This window comes from Pseudomonas sp. 14P_5.3_Bac1, from assembly GCF_025466135.1.
Classification (GTDB): domain Bacteria; phylum Pseudomonadota; class Gammaproteobacteria; order Pseudomonadales; family Pseudomonadaceae; genus Aquipseudomonas.
The window spans coordinates 22,187-40,198 of the sequence record NZ_JANLOF010000032.1; the positions used below are offsets into that span (position 1 = coordinate 22,187).

The 18,012-nt window shown below is 61.2% G+C and carries 19 protein-coding genes and 1 riboswitch; of the genes, 10 read left to right on the plus strand and 9 right to left on the minus strand.

The features are described 5' to 3' along the window. Positions 1-142 precede the first annotated feature (142 nt). Positions 143-1,402 (plus strand): cation:proton antiporter, encoded by a 1,260-nt coding sequence (locus NTD89_RS07635; RefSeq protein ID WP_106575635.1) that lies wholly within the window; start codon positions 143-145, stop codon positions 1,400-1,402. Positions 1,403-1,443: 41 nt separating this feature from the next. On the opposite strand, the gene NTD89_RS07640 is transcribed toward NTD89_RS07635, so the two are convergent. The 4 genes from NTD89_RS07640 to NTD89_RS07655 form a co-directional block, all read right to left on the minus strand. Further along, entirely contained in the window at positions 1,444-1,650 is a 207-nt protein-coding gene (locus NTD89_RS07640; protein ID WP_262206947.1) for a hypothetical protein, read from the minus strand. After that, entirely contained in the window at positions 1,628-1,780 is a 153-nt protein-coding gene (locus tag NTD89_RS07645; protein WP_262206948.1) for a hypothetical protein, read from the minus strand. The genes NTD89_RS07640 and NTD89_RS07645 overlap by 23 nt, the downstream gene beginning before the upstream one ends. Positions 1,781-1,845: 65 nt before the next feature. Next, entirely contained in the window at positions 1,846-2,730 is an 885-nt protein-coding gene (locus tag NTD89_RS07650) for a formate/nitrite transporter family protein (RefSeq protein WP_145157649.1), read from the minus strand. A 76-nt stretch (positions 2,731-2,806) separates the two neighbouring features. Beyond that, positions 2,807-3,211 carry an acyl-CoA thioesterase gene (locus NTD89_RS07655; protein ID WP_064454506.1) on the minus strand — a complete coding sequence of 135 codons (405 nt, stop codon included), beginning with the start codon at positions 3,209-3,211 and terminating at the stop codon, positions 2,807-2,809. A gap of 198 nt (positions 3,212-3,409) precedes the next feature. Then, a riboswitch (S-adenosyl-L-homocysteine riboswitch) is annotated at positions 3,410-3,516 on the plus strand. A 21-nt stretch (positions 3,517-3,537) separates the two neighbouring features. Between NTD89_RS07655 and ahcY the strand changes: the two genes are divergently transcribed. From ahcY to NTD89_RS07675, 4 genes are all read left to right on the plus strand, one after another. After that, a complete protein-coding gene (ahcY, locus tag NTD89_RS07660; RefSeq protein WP_145157652.1) occupies positions 3,538-4,947 on the plus strand; it encodes an adenosylhomocysteinase in 1,410 nt (469 codons plus the stop codon). Between the two features lie 178 nt (positions 4,948-5,125). Then, positions 5,126-5,971, plus strand: a complete 846-nt coding sequence (gene metF / locus NTD89_RS07665; RefSeq protein ID WP_145157656.1) for a methylenetetrahydrofolate reductase [NAD(P)H] — start codon at positions 5,126-5,128, stop codon at positions 5,969-5,971. A 130-nt stretch (positions 5,972-6,101) separates the two neighbouring features. Continuing rightward, positions 6,102-6,893, plus strand: a complete 792-nt coding sequence (locus tag NTD89_RS07670) for a substrate-binding periplasmic protein (RefSeq protein ID WP_262206949.1) — start codon at positions 6,102-6,104, stop codon at positions 6,891-6,893. A 221-nt stretch (positions 6,894-7,114) separates the two neighbouring features. Then, entirely contained in the window at positions 7,115-9,001 is a 1,887-nt protein-coding gene (locus NTD89_RS07675; RefSeq protein WP_262206950.1) for a DEAD/DEAH box helicase, read from the plus strand. A gap of 68 nt (positions 9,002-9,069) precedes the next feature. On the opposite strand, the gene NTD89_RS07680 is transcribed toward NTD89_RS07675, so the two are convergent. Both NTD89_RS07680 and NTD89_RS07685 read right to left on the minus strand, forming a co-directional pair. Continuing rightward, entirely contained in the window at positions 9,070-9,666 is a 597-nt protein-coding gene (locus tag NTD89_RS07680) for a YceI family protein (protein WP_106575642.1), read from the minus strand. 32 nt (positions 9,667-9,698) lie between these two features. Then, positions 9,699-10,250 carry a cytochrome b gene (locus tag NTD89_RS07685; RefSeq protein WP_106575643.1) on the minus strand — a complete coding sequence of 184 codons (552 nt, stop codon included), beginning with the start codon at positions 10,248-10,250 and terminating at the stop codon, positions 9,699-9,701. A 273-nt stretch (positions 10,251-10,523) separates the two neighbouring features. On the opposite strand from NTD89_RS07685, the gene NTD89_RS07690 reads away from it, so the two are divergent. Beyond that, positions 10,524-11,930 carry an adenosylmethionine--8-amino-7-oxononanoate transaminase gene (locus NTD89_RS07690; RefSeq protein ID WP_262206954.1) on the plus strand — a complete coding sequence of 469 codons (1,407 nt, stop codon included), beginning with the start codon at positions 10,524-10,526 and terminating at the stop codon, positions 11,928-11,930. Between the two features lie 32 nt (positions 11,931-11,962). After that, positions 11,963-12,682 carry a 16S rRNA (uracil(1498)-N(3))-methyltransferase gene (locus NTD89_RS07695; protein ID WP_145157669.1) on the plus strand — a complete coding sequence of 240 codons (720 nt, stop codon included), beginning with the start codon at positions 11,963-11,965 and terminating at the stop codon, positions 12,680-12,682. Positions 12,683-12,816: 134 nt separating this feature from the next. Here the strand turns inward: NTD89_RS07695 and NTD89_RS07700 are convergent, their stop codons facing one another. Then, positions 12,817-13,719 (minus strand): transporter substrate-binding domain-containing protein, encoded by a 903-nt coding sequence (locus NTD89_RS07700; protein WP_262206957.1) that lies wholly within the window; start codon positions 13,717-13,719, stop codon positions 12,817-12,819. Between the two features lie 28 nt (positions 13,720-13,747). Then, a complete protein-coding gene (locus NTD89_RS07705) occupies positions 13,748-14,989 on the minus strand; it encodes a D-amino acid dehydrogenase (protein WP_262206959.1) in 1,242 nt (413 codons plus the stop codon). A gap of 108 nt (positions 14,990-15,097) precedes the next feature. Between NTD89_RS07705 and NTD89_RS07710 the strand changes: the two genes are divergently transcribed. Beyond that, positions 15,098-16,000 carry a LysR family transcriptional regulator gene (locus tag NTD89_RS07710; protein ID WP_242199844.1) on the plus strand — a complete coding sequence of 301 codons (903 nt, stop codon included), beginning with the start codon at positions 15,098-15,100 and terminating at the stop codon, positions 15,998-16,000. An 89-nt stretch (positions 16,001-16,089) separates the two neighbouring features. On the opposite strand, the gene trhA is transcribed toward NTD89_RS07710, so the two are convergent. Then, complete coding sequence (trhA, locus tag NTD89_RS07715) at positions 16,090-16,707, minus strand: PAQR family membrane homeostasis protein TrhA (RefSeq protein WP_124418644.1); 618 nt, start codon at positions 16,705-16,707, stop codon at positions 16,090-16,092. Positions 16,708-16,881: 174 nt separating this feature from the next. On the opposite strand from trhA, the gene NTD89_RS07720 reads away from it, so the two are divergent. Continuing rightward, positions 16,882-17,448, plus strand: coding sequence for a chromate transporter (locus NTD89_RS07720; RefSeq protein WP_145157680.1), 567 nt, complete (start codon positions 16,882-16,884; stop codon positions 17,446-17,448). After that, positions 17,448-17,990: a chromate transporter gene (locus NTD89_RS07725; RefSeq protein WP_145157682.1), complete on the plus strand. Its 543-nt coding sequence runs from the start codon at positions 17,448-17,450 to the stop codon at positions 17,988-17,990. The genes NTD89_RS07720 and NTD89_RS07725 overlap by 1 nt, the downstream gene beginning before the upstream one ends. The last annotated feature ends 22 nt before the right edge of the window (positions 17,991-18,012 follow it).

Consider the following 18,012-nt stretch of genomic DNA (forward strand, 5'->3'; position numbering starts at 1 on the left):
GCCACACCGCACTTAACCGCTATGAACCGCGCCACCGCCAAAGGTTCTACCGGCCTTTTGCCCTATGGTCTGCAACATCCCGCCACTGCTGCGGTCCATCCACCCATTAACCAACGCTCACTTCACCTTCCAAGGACCCCGGATGCTTGAACTTGTCGCCGCCTTCATTTGCCTCACTACCCTGCTCACGTATGTGAACTTCCGTTTTATAGGCCTGCCACCCACCATTGGCGTGATGGTCACCGCCCTGCTGTTCTCACTGATCCTGCAAGGCCTGAGCTTCATCGGCTACCCAGGCCTGGAGGAGCGTATTCAGCAATTGATCGGCCAGATCGACTTTGGCGATCTGTTGATGAACTGGATGCTTTCGTTCCTGCTGTTCGCTGGCGCCTTGCACGTCAACCTGAATGACTTGCGCAGTTATCGCTGGCCCATCGGCCTGTTGGCAACCTTCGGCGTGTTGATTGCCACCGTGGTCATCGGCAGCCTGGCGTTCTACATCTTCGCCCTGTTCGGCTGGCACGTGAGCTTCCTCTACTGCCTGCTGTTCGGCGCGCTGATCTCGCCTACCGACCCGATTGCGGTGCTGGGCGTGCTGCGAACGGCCAACGCATCGAAACCGCTGAAAACCACCATTGTCGGCGAGTCGCTGTTCAATGACGGCACGGCGGTCGTGGTGTTTACCGTGCTGCTAGGCATCGCGCAGTTGGGTGAAACGCCAACCGTCGGCGCCACGGCCATGCTGTTCGCTCATGAAGCGATTGGCGGGGTGGTGTTCGGCGGGCTGATCGGCTACCTGGTGTACTTGATGATCAAAAGCATCGAGCAGCACCAGATTGAAGTGATGCTGACCTTGGCGCTGGTGATCGGCGGCTCGGCGTTGGCCACCGAACTGCACGTCTCGGCACCGATTGCGATGGTGGTTGCCGGCCTGATCATCGGCAACCTGGGCCGCAAGCTGGCGATGAACGACATGACCCGACGCTACCTGGACGGTTTCTGGGAATTGCTCGATGACATGCTCAACGCCTTGCTGTTCGCGCTGATCGGCATGGAGCTGTTGCTGCTGCCGTTCAACTGGCTGCACGTATTGGCGGCCAGTTTGCTGGCGGTGGCGATCCTGCTTTCGCGCCTGCTGACCGTGGCCCCGGCGATCCTGTTGCTGCGCCGCTGGCGCACCGTACCGCGCGGCACTATCCGCATCCTTACCTGGGGCGGCCTGCGTGGCGGGGTGTCGGTAGCATTGGCACTGGCCTTGCCGTTGGGGCCGGAGCGCGACTTGTTGCTGAGCATCACCTACATCGTGGTGCTGTCGTCGATCCTGCTGCAGGGTTTGAGCATCGGCAAGCTGGTCAAACACGTGACCAAGGATGAACCGGCTCCGCAGGCCGAGACCCACTGATGGACGCGGGCGGCGAACTGACTTCGCCGCCCGCATTACGGTCAGAGGGTCTGCACGATGATCTGGCTTTTCAGGTCATTGAACATCGCCTCGATCATCGGCTGCATCGCCTTGAAGTACGCAGGGCTGCACACCGCTTCGGGATGACTGAACGCCAGGGTGCGAAAAACCAGTACGGTGTTGCCGCTGCGCTCGTAACGGGCGTCGTAGGTAACATCCGCGCCCTTATGCGAAACGGCCTTGGGCACCTTGAGTATTCTTTTCGATGGTCAACGAGCGATCCGCCGCATCGTCCCTGGCCTGCGCCATGCCGAACACGCCCAGCGCCACGATCAGCGCGCACCCATTGCGCGCCCGTAAAAAAGGGGAAGCCCGCATAAGATTCCTCTTTAATGAATGGAAAGCCGCGTAGCGACTTTGCCATTCATTAAAGAGGAATCGGCTTACCGCTCCTTGTTGACCTGCTGGGGATGGCGCGGGTCTGCGGTCTCGCCCGGCAGACTGTTTTCGCTGCGAATCTGTGCGTGGCTGATCAGCGCAAAAATAAAACTGCCGCCGATGATGTTGCCGGCCAGTGTCGGGCCGGCGAACACCAGCCAAAAATCCTTCCACGGCAGTTCGCCCGCAAACACCAGGTACGAGACTTCCGCCGAACCGACGACGATATGGGTGAAGTCACCCAGCGCCATCAGGTAGGTGATCAGGATGATGATGAACATTTTCGCGCTTTCCATGGACGGGATCATCCACACCATGGTGGCGATCATCCAGCCGGAAATAATGCCCTTGGCGAACATCTGACCGGTGTCGTTTTCCATGACTTTGCGACCGATTTCGAGGAAGGCCATGTCAGTCTTGGTGTCGAAGATCGGCAAATGCAGCATCACATACGCCACCAGCAAGGTGCCGCACAGGTTGCCCACCAGCACCACTGCCCACAGGCGCAGCAATCGTGCGGCGTTGGCCAGGGTTGGCTTGCTCATCACCGGCAGCACGGCCGTCAGGGTGTTTTCGGTAAACAACTGCTGACGGGCGAGGATTACCGCCAGGAAACCTGCGCAGTACCCGAAACTGGCGATCACTTTGAACCCTTCGCCGTCCGGTAGCCGCGAATTGAGCAGGCCCATGCCCATCAACGACAGGCCCATGGTCAGGCCGGCGGCCAGCGCCGACCACCACAATGCGGCCACGGTGCGTTCCAGTTCCTGATCGCCCTGGGTGCGGATGATTTCATGCAGAACCGCCGCGCGGGGCGGCTGATTCTTGTCGACGTCGTGCTGTTCTTCCTGCGACAGGTTAGGGGTCTTGCCGTCTGCTTGCGTAGCCATGGTGATACCTGAACGGGGGGCGTTGTTCAGGTACGACCTTTGACCTATCAATAGCGTTCACTGGCCAGCGACAGGATTAGTCCTTGATGCCGTCTTCCTGGAACTGGTCCTTCACGTACTTGATCTCTGTGCGACCGTGGGGCGCCGGCAAGCCGTCTTCGCCGAGGTTGACGAAGACCATTTTTTCTACGGTCAGGATGCTTTTGCGCGTGATCTTGTTGCGCACTTCGCAGGTCAGGGTGATCGAGGTGCGGCCGAACTCGGTGGCGGTGATGCCCAGCTCGATGATGTCGCCCTGGCGCGAGGCGCTGACGAAGTTGATTTCGGAGATGTACTTGGTCACCACCCGCTGGTTGCCCAATTGCACAATCGCGTAGATGGCCGCTTCTTCGTCGATCCAGCGCAGCAGGCTGCCGCCGAACAGGGTGCCGTTGGGGTTGAGGTCTTCTGGTTTTACCCATTTGCGGGTGTGGAAGTTCATGGTCACTCCAAAGCGCGTTGCGAAATGAAGGGCAACATCATGGCAGAGCCCGGGCCCAAGCTCTATGAGCCATTGCCTATCAAGCCCATGAGCGATCTTCATATGCCCGACAGAAAGGCTTGGGAAGTCTGGCGCACACAGCTATAATCGCCACCGCTTCAAAACGGTCATCTGTGATTGATACCGTTCTCCCGCCACCTGTCCGAGGGGCGCTGCAGCAGGCTCGACCTGTCAGGCTCGGATGGGGCGTTGTCAGGCCTGGTTTATCGGGGTTGATACTAAACGCACAACGGCGCCCATTCGCACACTACGAATGGAGGCTCTTCATGAGCGCTGTAATCTCGCCTGCAGGTTTTACCGACTACAAAGTCGCCGACATGTCCCTCGCTGCCTGGGGCCGTCGCGAAACCTTTATCGCCGAATCCGAAATGCCTGCCCTGATGGGTCTGCGTCGCAAATACGCCGCTGAGCAACCGCTCAAAGGCGCGAAGATTCTCGGCTGCATCCACATGACCATTCAGACTGCCGTGCTGATCGAAACCTTGGTTGCCCTGGGTGCCGAAGTGCGTTGGTCGTCCTGCAACATTTTCTCGACTCAAGACCAGGCCGCTGCTGCTATCGCTGCTGCCGGCATCGCGGTTTATGCCTGGAAAGGCGAAACCGAAGAAGAGTACGAGTGGTGCCTGGAGCAAACCATCCTCAAAGATGGCAAGCCATGGGACGCCAACATGATCCTCGACGACGGCGGCGACCTGACTGAGCTGCTGCACAAGAAATACCCGCAGATCCTCGACCGCGTCCACGGCGTGACCGAAGAAACCACCACCGGCGTGCACCGCCTGCTGGACATGCTGGCCAAGGGCGAGCTGAAAATCCCGGCCATCAACGTCAACGACTCGGTGACCAAGAGCAAGAACGACAACAAGTACGGCTGCCGTCACAGCCTGAACGATGCCATCAAGCGCGGCACCGACCACCTGCTGTCGGGCAAGCAAGCTCTGGTGATCGGCTACGGCGACGTGGGCAAGGGTTCGTCCCAGTCCCTGCGTCAGGAAGGCATGATCGTTAAAGTCTCCGAAGTTGACCCGATCTGCGCCATGCAAGCGTGCATGGACGGTTTCGAAGTGGTTTCGCCGTTCATCAACGGCCAGAACGACGGCACCGAAGCGAGCATCGACAAGGCCCTGCTGGGCAAGATCGACCTGATCGTGACCACCACCGGTAACGTGAACGTGTGCGACGCGAACATGCTCAAAGCCCTGAAAAAGCGCGCTGTGGTGTGCAACATCGGTCACTTTGACAACGAAATCGACACCGCTTTCATGCGCAAGAACTGGGCATGGGAAGAAGTGAAGCCGCAGGTACACAAGGTTCACCGTACCGGCGCCGGTGACTTCGATCCGCAGAACGACGACTACCTGATCCTGCTGGCCGAAGGCCGCCTGGTTAACCTGGGCAACGCCACTGGCCACCCAAGCCGCATCATGGACGGCTCGTTCGCCAACCAGGTTCTGGCGCAGATTTTCCTGTTCGGCCAGAAGTACGCCGACCTGTCGCCAGCCCAGAAAGCCGAGCGCCTGACCGTGGAAGTACTGCCCAAGAAACTCGACGAAGAAGTGGCCCTGGAAATGGTCCGCGGCTTCGGCGGCGTGGTGACTCAACTGACCAAAACCCAGGCCGACTACATCGGCGTGACGGTTGAAGGTCCGTTCAAGCCGCACGCTTACCGCTACTGATATGCCTGCTGCCTGCTCCCCTTGTGGGAGCGGGCTTCTAATGTAGGAGGGGGCTTGCCCCCGATAGCGGAATGTCAGTTAACAACTATGTCGACTGATACATCGTCATCGGGGGCAAGCCCCCTCCCACATTGACGGCGTACATCTCCCGGTTTTATGAGTTTCCAAGGGTATTACCATGTCCCAAGACCGTCGCTACAGCTTCGAGTTCTTCCCGACCAAGACCGATGCTGGGCATGAAAAACTGATGGCGACTGCCAAGCAGTTGGCCAGCTACAACCCCGACTTCTTCTCCTGCACCTACGGCGCCGGCGGTTCGACCCGTGATCGCACGATCAACACCGTGTTGCAGCTGGAAAGCGAAGTCAAAGTTCCCGCCGCTCCGCACTTGTCGTGCGTGGGCGACAGCAAAGCCGACCTGCGCGGCCTGCTGACCCAGTACAAGCAAGCCGGCATCAAGCGCATCGTCGCCCTGCGTGGCGATTTGCCGTCCGGCATGGGCATGGCCAGCGGTGAGCTGCGCTACGCCAATGACCTGGTGAGTTTCATCCGTGAAGAAAGCGGCGATCACTTCCATATCGAAGTGGCGGCGTACCCGGAGATGCATCCCCAGGCACGCAATTTCGAAGACGATCTGCGGAACTTCGTGCGCAAGGCCAACGCCGGTGCCGACAGCGCGATCACCCAGTACTTCTTCAACGCCGACAGCTACTTCTACTTCGTCGAGCGTGTACGGGCCATGGGTGTGAACATCCCGATCGTGCCGGGCATCATGCCGATCACCAACTACAGCAAGCTGGCGCGTTTCTCCGACGCTTGCGGCGCCGAGATTCCGCGCTGGGTGCGCAAGCAACTGGAAGCCTACGGCGACGACGTCAAAAGCATCCAGGCGTTTGGCGAGCAGGTCATCACCCAGATGTGCGAACAACTGCTGCAAGGTGGCGCGCCAGGGTTGCACTTCTACACCCTGAACCAGGCCGAACCGAGCCTGGCCATCTGGAACAACCTCAAGCTGCCACGCTGAGGCTTGCTCCGTGACTCGAAGGCCCTCGTCAATACGAGGGCCTTTTTGTTTTAAATGCGCTACATCAACGTGGCCGCGAATGCGTGTGCCAGCGCTTCTCTTTAGCGCAAGAGCGTCGTAACCTCAGGGCATGCCTGTCATTCTCAAGTTGTTGACTGCTGTGTTTTTTACTTGCCTGAGCCTCACCGCTTTCGGTGAGAAACTGCGCATTGTCACCGAGCCCTGGGCCCCCTACGTCTACGACGACAAGGGCAGCATGCGCGGGCTGGATTACGAAACCACGGTAACCGTGTTCCAACGCCTGGGCGTGGACGTGCAATGGCAATTCCTGCCCTGGAAGCGCTGCCTGGCGATGCTCGACCAGGGCAATGCCGATGGCGCGCTGGACATCTTTCACAGCCATGAGCGCGACGCCTTGCTGCTTTACCCCAGCGAGCCGCTGTCGGATGTCGAGTTCGTGCTGTTCTACGCCAACGACCGCCCTCATCCGGCCGAAACCCTCGATGATTTGCGCGGGCTCACCGTCGGTACATCCCCGGGCTACCTCTACGGCGAAGATTTCAGCGAGTCGACCTTGTTCAACCGCGAGCCGGCGCCCAGCCATGAGGCCAACTTCGGCAAGCTGTCGCTGGGGCGCATCGATCTGGTCATTACGGACCGCCGAGTGGGCCAGCATGTGATCAAGGCCATGGGCCTGGAAGGCAAGGTCAGCCGGGCGCCCGTGGTGGTCAGCCGCCAGCCGCAGTTTCTGGCGGTGCGCCGTGGCGCCGGCATGGATTTGCTGGTGCAGCGCTTCGCCGCCGAGCTCAAGCGCTTCAAACAAGAGCCGGCTTACGCCGCCTTGAGCGCAAAATACGGTGGAATCCAGGCCATTACGGCCTCTGAACACACCGTTGAGCAGCAGGAAAGCAGCGCGCCGTGATTGCTCTGTTATACTCCGGCCTTTCCGCCAGGCTCACGCCCGGCCGCTGAGGTCTTGAAAAAGGCACCTAACCCAGCTACTGCGCAGCTTTCAGCCCGCGCGAGCCGGTGGAGTGCCCGCCAGACGCAGCAGGACCGGACGGGGTTGCGCTCCCCTAAGCGCCATTCACGCCCGGCAAGATTATCCCTTTGGGCCAAGCCCTAACTAAAACAGGATTACTCATGTCCTTTGCTTCCCTCGGTCTCTCCGAGGCTTTAGTCCGCGCCATCGAGGCAGCGGGCTATACCGAGCCTACTCCGGTGCAACAGCGGGCCATTCCCGCCGTGTTGCAAGGTCGCGACCTGATGGTTGCGGCTCAGACAGGTACTGGTAAAACCGGTGGTTTCGCCCTCCCGATTCTGGAGCGCTTGTTCCCCAACGGTCACCCGGACAAATCCCAGCGTCACGGCCCGCGCCAACCGCGCGTACTGGTCCTGACCCCTACCCGCGAACTCGCCGCCCAAGTGCACGACAGCTTCAAGCTGTATGCCCGCGACTTGAAGTTCGTCAGCGCCTGCATCTTCGGCGGCGTCGGCATGAACCCACAGGTTCAGGCCATGTCCCGCGGGGTTGACGTGCTGGTCGCCTGCCCGGGTCGTTTGCTCGACCTGTGCGGCCAAGGCAGCGTTGACTTGTCCCACGTGGAAATCCTCGTGCTGGACGAAGCCGACCGCATGCTCGACATGGGCTTTGTCCATGACGTGAAAAAGGTCCTCGCCCGCCTGCCGGCCAAACGTCAGAACCTGCTGTTTTCGGCAACGTTCTCCCAGGACATCACCGCCCTGGCCGGCAAGCTGCTGCACAACCCGGAACGCATCGAAGTCACGCCGCCGAACACCACGGTCGAGCGGATCGAGCAACGCGTATTCCGCCTGGCTGCCAGCCACAAGCGTGCGCTGCTGGCCCACCTGATCACCGCCGGCGCCTGGGAACAAGTGCTGGTGTTTACCCGCACCAAGCACGGCGCCAACCGCCTGGCCGAGTACCTGGACAAGCACGGCCTCACGGCCGTCGCCATCCACGGCAACAAGAGCCAGAACGCGCGCACCAAAGCCCTGGCCGATTTCAAGGCCGGTGAAGTGCGCATCCTGGTCGCCACCGACATCGCCGCGCGCGGCTTGGATATCGACCAGTTGCCGCACGTGGTCAACTTCGAGCTGCCAAACGTCGACGAAGACTATGTGCACCGTATCGGCCGTACTGGCCGTGCCGGGCGTTCGGGCGAGGCCATTTCGCTGGTCGCCCCGGACGAAGAAAAACTGCTGAAAAGCATCGAGCGCATGACCAAGCAGAAAATCGCCGACGGCGACCTGATGGGCTTCGATGCCAGCGTCGTAGAGGCTGAAAAGCCTGAAGTGCGCGAGCGTCCGGATGTGCGTAACCCGCGCAACCCACGCGGTCCGAAGGGCGATGGCCCGAACGGCGGCGGTGGTGGCGGTGGTCGTCGCGACAAGGGCAAGGACAAGGGCGGCAAGGAAAAAGCGCCCACCAACGGCCGTGGCGAACGCCCAGCCCGTGAGCAAAAGCCCCGTGAAGGCACCCCGGCCCGCGAACAGCGCCAGCCAAGCCAGCCGCCACGCGCCGCCGCCGACCGCGCCCCGGACGAGTTCCTCGACGACGACGTGGATAACTTCGGTAACCGCGTCGACTACGTGCCTCAGGCCAAACCGGCCCAGGGCCGTGGCCGTCGTCCAGGTGCACCGGCACAGGGTGCAGGCGCAGGTGCTCCACGTGGCGGCCAGCCGCAGGGCGGCCGTCAGAATGGTCCGCGCAACAGCAGCGGCGGCACCACCGGCACGCCACCTGCCAAACGCAGCGGCCCGCGCAATGGCGCACCGCGTGACGGTCAAGCCCGTCGCGAAGACTCGCGCAGCAACAACCGCCGCCCGGCCCGTGACGACCAGCCACGCTCGTCCGAACCTGCCGTGCAGAACCCGCGCGGTGGCCCGGCGCCGAAAATCATCCACAAGGAGTCGAAGGCTGACCGCTTCCCGACACCCGAGCAGTTGGATCAACTGCCAGGCCGTCCTCGTGGTGAAAAACCAGCGTTGCTGACCCGCAACCGCTGATTTTCAACGCGCCATAAAAAATGCCCCGCATCCAAAGATGCGGGGCATTTTTGTGTGCGAGGCGAAAATTACTTCGCTTTCACACCTTCAAACGTCACGTACAACTCAACCGAGTTGGACGCTGGGCCCAGGTCCATCTGCTTGCCGAAGTCCTGGCGATTGATGGTGGTGGTGCCTTCGAAGCCGGCACGGTAGCCGCCCCATGGATCCTTGCCTTCACCCAGGAACGTGGCCTTGACCACCACTGGCTTGGTCACGCCCAGCAGGGTCAGGTCGCCGGCTACGTCAGCAGTGACTTTGCCATCAGCATTCTTGCCGGTTGGCGTGACCTTGGTGGACACGAACTTGGCGTCGGCAAACTTGGCAACGTCCAGGAAGTCTTTGCTGGCGATGTGCTTGTCACGTTCGGCGTGGTTGGTGAACACGCTGGCGGTGCGCACGTTCACTTCGATCTTGGCGTCTTCAGGCTTGGCAGCGTCGAAGCTGAACTTGCCGTCCAGGTCCTTGAAGGTACCGGTGATGTAGCTGTAGCCCAAGTGGCTGATCTTGAAGTCGACGAAGGCGTGCTGGCCTTCTTTGTCGATCACGTAGTCAGCGGCCATCGCTGAACCGGCGGACAGCAGAGCAGAACCGATTGCCAGAGCGGCGAGTGTCTTTTTCAACATGCTTTCTATTCCTTGTGAGTCGAGGTTGAACATCAGGCTTTGCGCCCCAGCATTCGCAGGAGGGTCGCATCACGATCGATAAAGTGGTGTTTCAATGCAGCCACGCCGTGCAAACCGGCAAAGACCACCAACACCCAGGCAAGGTACAAGTGCACCACACCGGCGGTGTCTGCCTGGTCCGGTAGCCCGGAAACCACGGCAGGAATCTCAAACAGACCAAACACCGGGATACCGACACCGTCTGCGGTGGAAATCAGGTAACCGGCAATCATCACGGCAAACAGCCCGAGATACAGGAACGCATGGCCAAACGCAGCACCCAAACGGGTCAAACGACTGTAGCTGGCCAGCGGCGGCGGTGGCGGGCTGACCAAACGCCAGACGATGCGCACGAGCATGATGGCGAACAGCGTGATGCCGATGCTCTTGTGCAGGTCGGGCGCGTCTTTGCGCCAGGCGCTGTAGTAGTCGAGACCGACCATCCACAGGCCCAGCGCGAACAAACCAAACACCACCAGGGCCACGCCCCAGTGCAAAACCATGCTGACCCAACCATAGCGGGCCGGTGAATTACGTAGCTGCATGTCCCAAATCCCGTAAGAACTGTGCCCAAGACTAGCGATTTACCTATCGAATTAAAGCGGAAAATTTCGCTTTGAAATATCGAGAAATACGATCAAGAGGTTATGCACAGTACGTTAACAATGGATTAAGGACTATTCCTGAGAAACGTGACAGACCGTCCCGCGTTTACTGCCAATTCATCCGTAATGGGTTGTGACACCGCCTGGCATTGCATAGGCTTGCGCGATTGTTACGCCTGCGCCGGCCGCAGGACCGCTTCGAGGAGATAACCGATGGGCTTGAATAACCAGTGGATGCAACGCGACCTCGCGGTGCTGTGGCATCCCTGCACCCAAATGAAAGACCACCAGCAACTGCCGCTGATCCCGATCAAGCGCGGTGAAGGCGTGTGGCTGGAGGACTTCGAAGGCAAGCGCTACCTCGATGCGGTCAGTTCCTGGTGGGTCAACGTATTCGGCCACGCCAACCCGCGCATCAACCAGCGCATCAAGGATCAGGTCGACCAACTGGAACACGTGATCCTCGCCGGGTTCAGCCACCAGCCGGTGATCGAGCTGTCCGAACGCCTGGTCAAAATGACGCCCGAAGGCCTGACCCGCTGCTTCTACGCCGATAACGGTTCGTCGTGCATCGAAGTGGCGCTGAAGATGAGCTTTCACTACTGGCTCAACCGCGGCCTGCCGAACAAAAAGCGCTTCGTGACCCTGACCAACAGCTACCACGGCGAAACCATCGCCGCGATGTCGGTGGGCGATGTGCCGTTGTTTACCGAGACCTACAAGGCCTTGCTGCTGGACACCATCAAGGTGCCGAGCCCGGACTGCTACCTGCGCCCCGAAGGCATGAGCTGGGAAGAACATTCCCGGAACATGTTCCTGGCCATGGAACAGACCCTCGCCGAAAACCACGCCAGCGTGGCCGCCGTGATCGTCGAACCACTGATCCAGGGCGCCGGCGGCATGCGCATGTACCATCCGGTGTACCTCAAGCTGCTGCGCGAGGCCTGCGACCGCTACGGCGTGCACCTGATCCACGACGAAATCGCCGTGGGCTTCGGCCGTACCGGCACGATGTTCGCCTGTGAACAGGCCGGCATCCGTCCGGACTTCCTGTGCCTGTCCAAGGCCCTCACCGGCGGCTACCTGCCGTTGGCCGCCGTGGTCACCACCGACGACGTCTACGACGCCTTCTACGACGACTACCCGACCCTGCGCGCCTTCCTGCACTCCCACAGCTACACCGGCAACCCGCTGGCCTGCGCGGCGGCCCTGGCGACCCTGGATATTTTCGAAGAAGACAACGTCATCGAAAACAACAAGGCGCTGGCCCAGCGCATGGCCACCGCCACCGCGCACCTGGCGGACCACCCGCACGTGTCAGAAGTGCGCCAGACCGGCATGGTGCTGGCCATCGAGATGGTCCAGGACAAAGCCACCAAGACCGCCTACCCGTGGCAGGAACGCCGTGGCCTGAAAGTCTTCGAACATGCCCTGGAGCGCGGCGCGCTGTTGCGGCCATTGGGCAGCGTGGTGTATTTCCTGCCGCCGTATGTGATCACGCCGGAGCAGATCGACTTTTTGGCGCAAGTGGCCAGTGAAGGCATCGATATCGCCACCAACGATAAAGTCAGCGTTGCGGTGCCGAAAGACTTCCACCCTGGCTTCCGTGATCCGGGCTGATAGCACCTACTTAAATTTTCCAGAGAACAGAAATGAGACTGTCCCGCTTTTTCACCGACACCCCGCTGAGCCTCGGCGAACACGAACTGCCCGAAGCCCAGGCCCACTACATCAGCCGTGTATTGCGCATGGGCGAAGGCGATGCCGTGCAACTGTTCGACGGCTCCGGCCAGGAGTTTTTGGGCACGTTGCTGGAGGTCGGTAAAAAACGCGTCAGCGTGCAGCTCACGCAAAGCTTCGCAGGCCAGAGCGAATCGCCGCTGCACATTCACCTCGGCCAGGGCCTGTCCCGGGGCGAGCGTATGGACTGGGCGATTCAGAAAGCCACGGAGCTGGGCGTGAATGAAATCACGCCGATTTTCAGCGACCGCTGCGAAGTGCGCCTCAAGGACGAGCGCGCCGACAAACGTCTGCTGCACTGGCGCCAGGTGGCGATCAGCGCATGCGAGCAATGCGGGCGTTCGACGGTGCCGGTGATTCATCCGCCGCTGCTGCTGGCCGACTGGTTGAAGCAGGCCGAGGCGGAGTTGAAGCTGGTGCTGCACCCGGTGGCCGCGCCGATGATCAGCCATGCCAAGCCTGCCAGCCTGGCGTTTTTGATCGGGCCTGAAGGTGGCTTGACCGATAACGAAGTCGACACCGCCCAAAGCGCCGGCTTCCACGCCGCCCGCCTCGGCCCGCGCGTGCTGCGCACTGAAACGGCGCCAGTGGTGGCGCTGGCCGTCGCCCAGCAACTGTGGGGCGACTTCTAACCCCGCTGTGCAAACCCACTCGAATGTGGGAGCTGGCTTGCCTGCGATAGCGGTGTACCAAACAACAACGATGTTGAATGTGCCGACGCTATCGCAGGCAAGCCTGCTCCCACAGTGATCGGGTTAACACTTCGCTACTCCACCGGGTCACTGACCGGCCTGGCAATAATCGCCTTCAACTCAGCCGTCATCGGGAACTCCAGGTTCAAGCCCTTGGGCGGGATCGGCTGTTCAAACCAGCGCTGGTAAATCCCGTTGATTTCCCCGGAGCGGTAAAGGTCAGCCAGCGTCTCGTTGACCACCGCCAGAAACTGCGGGTCGTCCTTGCGCACCATGCAGCTGTAGATCTCCCGCGACTGCTCCTTGCCCACCACCACCCAGCGGTGCGGGTCGCGGGCCTTGGCGCGCTCGCCGTAGAGCAGCGCGTCATCCATGTAGAACGCCGCCGCGCGGCCGGTCTCGAGCATCTTGAAGGCTTCGCCGTGGTCCTTGGCACTGATCACCGACAGGTTGCTTTTGTGTTCGGCGTTGTAGTGCTTGAGGTACCGCTCATTGGTGGTGCCGGCGGTGGTCACCACGTTCCTGCCCTTGAGGTCGTCAAACCCGTTGATGCCGCTGTCCCTGGCGGTCAGCAACTGGCCCTTCACGTAAATAAACCCGTACGAAAACGCCACCTGTTTCTGGCGCTCGGCGGTCACCCCGGTGGAGCCGCATTCCAGGTCCACAGTGCCGTTCTGCACCAGCGGGATGCGGGTCTGGGACGTCACCAGGGTGTACTTCACGCCAAGGTTGGGCACGCCGGTTTTCTGCTGGATGCGCTCGACGATCTTGCCCGCCAACTCCACTGAATAACCCATGGGCTGGCCGCTGTGGTCACCTACGTAGGAAAACGGCACCGACGCATCGCGATAGCCCAGCGTGATGGACTTGGCGCTGGCGATCTTGCCCAAGGTGCCGTCCAGAGGTGCTTCAGTCGCCTGAACCTGAGCGCCCAACAAAAGCCCCAGGGTGCAGCCGGTCAACAGGATTTTTTTCATTGTTATCCTCCGTTGGTGGTGTGACGAATCAAGCCGCGCGGGGCGCCAGGCCCTGCATATCAATGGAAGGCGCCTGCTGGCCGATCAGCTCGGCCAGCAGTTGGCCGCTGCCACAGGCCAAGGTAAAGCCGAGCGCACCGTGGCCCAGGTTCAGCCACAGATTGCGATAAGCACTCGCACCGATCAGCGGCACACCGGTCGGCGTGGCCGGGCGCATACCGGCCCATTCGACGGCGTGGGCGTAATCGCCGCCATGGGGAAATGTCTCCAACGCGTGGCGTTTGATCAGCGCCAGGCGCTTGGGCTCAAGGCGGGCGTCAAAGCCGACAATGTCGACCATCGCGGCCACACGCAGCTGCTCGCCGATCCGCGCGTAGACGATCTTGCGGTCGTAGTCGGTGATGCTCACATTCGGCGCCTGGTGCTGCGCGCCAATCGGCACGCTCAGGCTGTAGCCTTTGAGCGGATACAGCGCAAGGGCCACGCCCGGCAACGCTAACTCGGCGCTGCGATGCCCGGCAGCGATTACAAGCTGGTCCACCGGCATCGTTTCATCGCCTAGATCGATGGCCTGCACCGCACCGTCGCCGTGACGTAGCCCCGTGACCTTGCGGCCAAGCAAAAACGAGCAGCGCCCGGAGGCCTCAAGCCGCGCGGCCAGTCGTTGGCAGAAGGCATGGCAATCTGCGACCTCTTCATTTGGCGTGTAAATACCGCCGACAAAGCCATCCCCCACCAGCGCCGGCTCCAGGCGCGCGCAATCGGCGGCCGACAGCACCTGTTGTTGCAGAAAATCGGTGACCTTGCTGCGCGCAAGCTCAAAGGTGCCGGTCCTGCGAAAGGTCACCAGCTTGCCGTTGCGCCGCCAGTCGAAGCCGTCCAGGCGATCATCCTCGCGCCATTGCTGCAAAGTGGCCTGGCTCAAAGACGCCAGGCGCAGCAGGTGAGCGGCGTTACGCTTGTTCACCGAACCCCGGCAGGCGCCCAGGAAGGACGCCATCCAGCGCCATTGTCGGGGATCGAGACGCGGGCGCAGTGTCAACGGCGAGTCCCCACGCAGCAGCCAGCCCAGCGCTTGCAGGGGCACGCCGGCGTCGGCCAGCGGCGCGACATAGCGGTAAGACAGTTGCCCGCCGTTGGCAAAACTGGTTTCGCTGCACAGGCTGTCGCGCGCGTCGATCACCGTGACTTCATGGCCTGCGCGCACCAGGGCGTATGCACTCGCCAGACCGATGACACCGCCGCCGATGATGCAAACCCGCTTGGCCATTCCCCTCACCCGCACTTGAGTTAACAGGCCTCAAGCCTAGGGGCAGGTGACAGGCCACCGACAATGAATAAAGATGGCTCACCTATAAACAAAGGTTATGGACGTGCCATGCGCTTGCGTCATATCGAAATCTTCCAGGCCATCCGCCAGACCGGCTCCGTCAGCGCCGCCGCGCAGTTGCTGCATGTCTCGCAACCGGCGGTGACCAAGGTATTGCAGCATGCCGAGCTGCAACTGGGCTTCCCGCTGTTTCTGCGCGTGCGCGGCAAACTGCAGCCCACCCCGGAAGCCCTGGCGCTGGAAAGCGAAGTCGAGAAGGTCACCGAGAGCCTGCAAGGTGTGCGGCGGCTGGCCAAGAGCTTGCGCCGCGAGCCGGGCCAGAGTGTGCGCATCGGTGCGATCCCTGCCCTGGCATTGTCACTGCTGCCGCCTTCGATTCTGGAGTGGAAGCGCGCCTACCCGGACATCGCCTGCGAGCTGTCCAGCGACCATAGCCGGGAGCTGGTGCAGAAGCTGTTGATGCGTGAGATCGACCTGGCGCTGACCCTCAACTTCTCCGGCCATCCGGGTTTGACCACGCAAGTGTTGGCCAATGGGGGGCTGGTGGCGTTGGCTTCCAAGGGTTACTGGCCTGAGGCCCAAATGAGCAAACCGTTGCCACTGACTGACCTGGCGGGTGCGCCGTTGATTGGCCTGTCCAGTGCCGACCCCTTGGCGGCAAAGCTCGACAGCTACCTGGAAAATGTCGACCCGCCGCCACGAGTGACCATTTCTGTCCAGACCTATTCCCTGGCCCGGGCCATGGTGGAGTCCGGCGCCGGCCTGACCGTGATCGATCCCTTCACCGCCCTCGGCGCATCGACGGCCACCACCTGCATCCGCACGCTCACCCCGCCGCTGCCGATCACCCTGTACGCGCTGACCCGCGCCGATGAACCGCCGCCGCATATGCTGGCGAACCTGCTGCAGATTTTCGGCAAGCGCGCGTGTGAACTGCTGGAACGCTTGTGATGTGGGAGCTGGCTTGCCTGCGATAGCATCGCCTCGGTCTAACTGATAGACCGAGTCGCCTGTATCGCAGGCAAGCCAGCTCCCACAGGTCAAAGCACGTAATGCATGATCGCCACAAAATGCAGCAGGCTGCCGCCGATCACGAACAAGTGCCAGATCCCATGGGAGTGGCGCAGGCGATCTTCCAGGGCAAAAAAGATGATCCCGACGGTGTACAACACCCCGCCCGAGGCCAGCCATACAAACCCCGCCGTGCCCAGCGCAGCAATCAGCGGCTTGACCGCCACCAGCACGATCCAGCCCATCACCGCGTAAATCACAATCGACAGAATGCGCGCCTCGGAGCGCGGCTTGATCTCTTGCAGGATGCCGATCACCGCCAGCCCCCACACGATTCCGAACAGTGTCCAACCCCACGGCCCGCGCAGCGTTACCAGGCAAAACGGCGTGTAGCTGCCGGCGATCAACAGGTAGATCGAAAAGTGGTCGACCTTCTGCATGATCTCTTTTCGTCGCCCGCGCACGCTGTGGTACACGGTGGACGCGCTGTACAGCACCAGCAGCGTAAAACCATAAATCGCCACGCTGACGATCTTCCAGGGGCTGCCGTCCAGGCTTGCCACCACCAACATCCACACTGCGCCAACAAAAGCTGCTACAGCCCCGACCAAATGGCTCCAGGCGTTAAATCGTTCCCCGTGATACATGTGTCACTCACCTCGAATAACCGTTCCCACCTTGAGCATTCTGACGCCACCCTACCGATATCAGGTAACACCCTTTCTTCATTTGCCCAAATACACACGTCCATAGATGATTCGCTTCATCCTGTGGGAGCAGCAAGCCGGCTCCCACGTAAAAGCGTCCTATCGGTAATTGCCATGCCCGAGCTAGAACCCGCCACGCCTCACCCCAGCCTATGGCAGCTGTTTTACAATTTTGCCATGGTCGGCCTGTTCGGCTTTGGCGGCGTGATGCCCTGGGCGCGGCAGATGATGGTCGACCGTCGCCGCTGGGTCAGTGAGCAAAGCTTCAATGAGCTGCTGACCACCGGCCAGTTCTTCCCGGGCCCCAATATCGCCAACGTCGGCATCATCTACGGCCGGCGCCTGCATGGCTTGCCCGGTGCGGTTGTGACCGTGTGCGGGCTATACCTGTTCCCCTCGTTGATCACCGTGCTTGCCGGATTTGCCTATGCCAAGTGGTGGAGCCACGACGTGGTGCAGCAGATCTTCGGCGCGGTGATGCCGATTGCCACGGGTTTGATGCTCGGCACCACGCTGCGCCTGCTCAAGGCCATGCCCCGCACGCTCGCCAACTACAGCGCCTTCGTGTTGACCTTCGTATTGATGGCTGTCTTTGTGTTGCCGCTGTGGATGGTCTTGCTGATCTGCATTCCCAGCTCCCTGGCCTTGAGCTTTATCGGTTCGAACAAGGTGGCCGGCTGATGCAAACCGTGCTGTTGCACCTGATGATTCAATGCGCACTGTGGTCGCTGATGGCGATTGGCGGCAACACGGTGGCCATCGGCGATATCCATCGCTACACCGTGGTCGATATGCACTGGATCACCGACGCGCAATTTGTCGCCTTCTTCGCCTTGTCCCAGGCGCTGCCGGGGCCCAACGGCATGTTTCTGGTATTTATCGGCCAGCAGGCGGCGGGCTTGCCTGGCGCGCTGGTGGCGTTGTTGGCCAAGCTGGTGCCCTGTTCGGTGCTGGCTTACCTGGGCGCTGGCTGGCTGGAACGGCACACCCGAACGCCGTGGGTGCAACGGGTTAAACGCAGCCTGCTGCCGATCTCCATCGGCCTGATTCTCGCCTCAACCTACATCCTGATGAACAGCCTGGAAAACAACGCGACCAGCCTGGTGCTGACCCTGGCCAGCGCCGCCGTGGTGTATTACACGCGGCTCAACGCGATCTGGCTGATCATCGGCGGCGTGCTGCTGGGCCTGGGCAGTGCATGGCTGGGAGTGAACTGCTTTTAGAGGCACAATCGACCGCATTCGA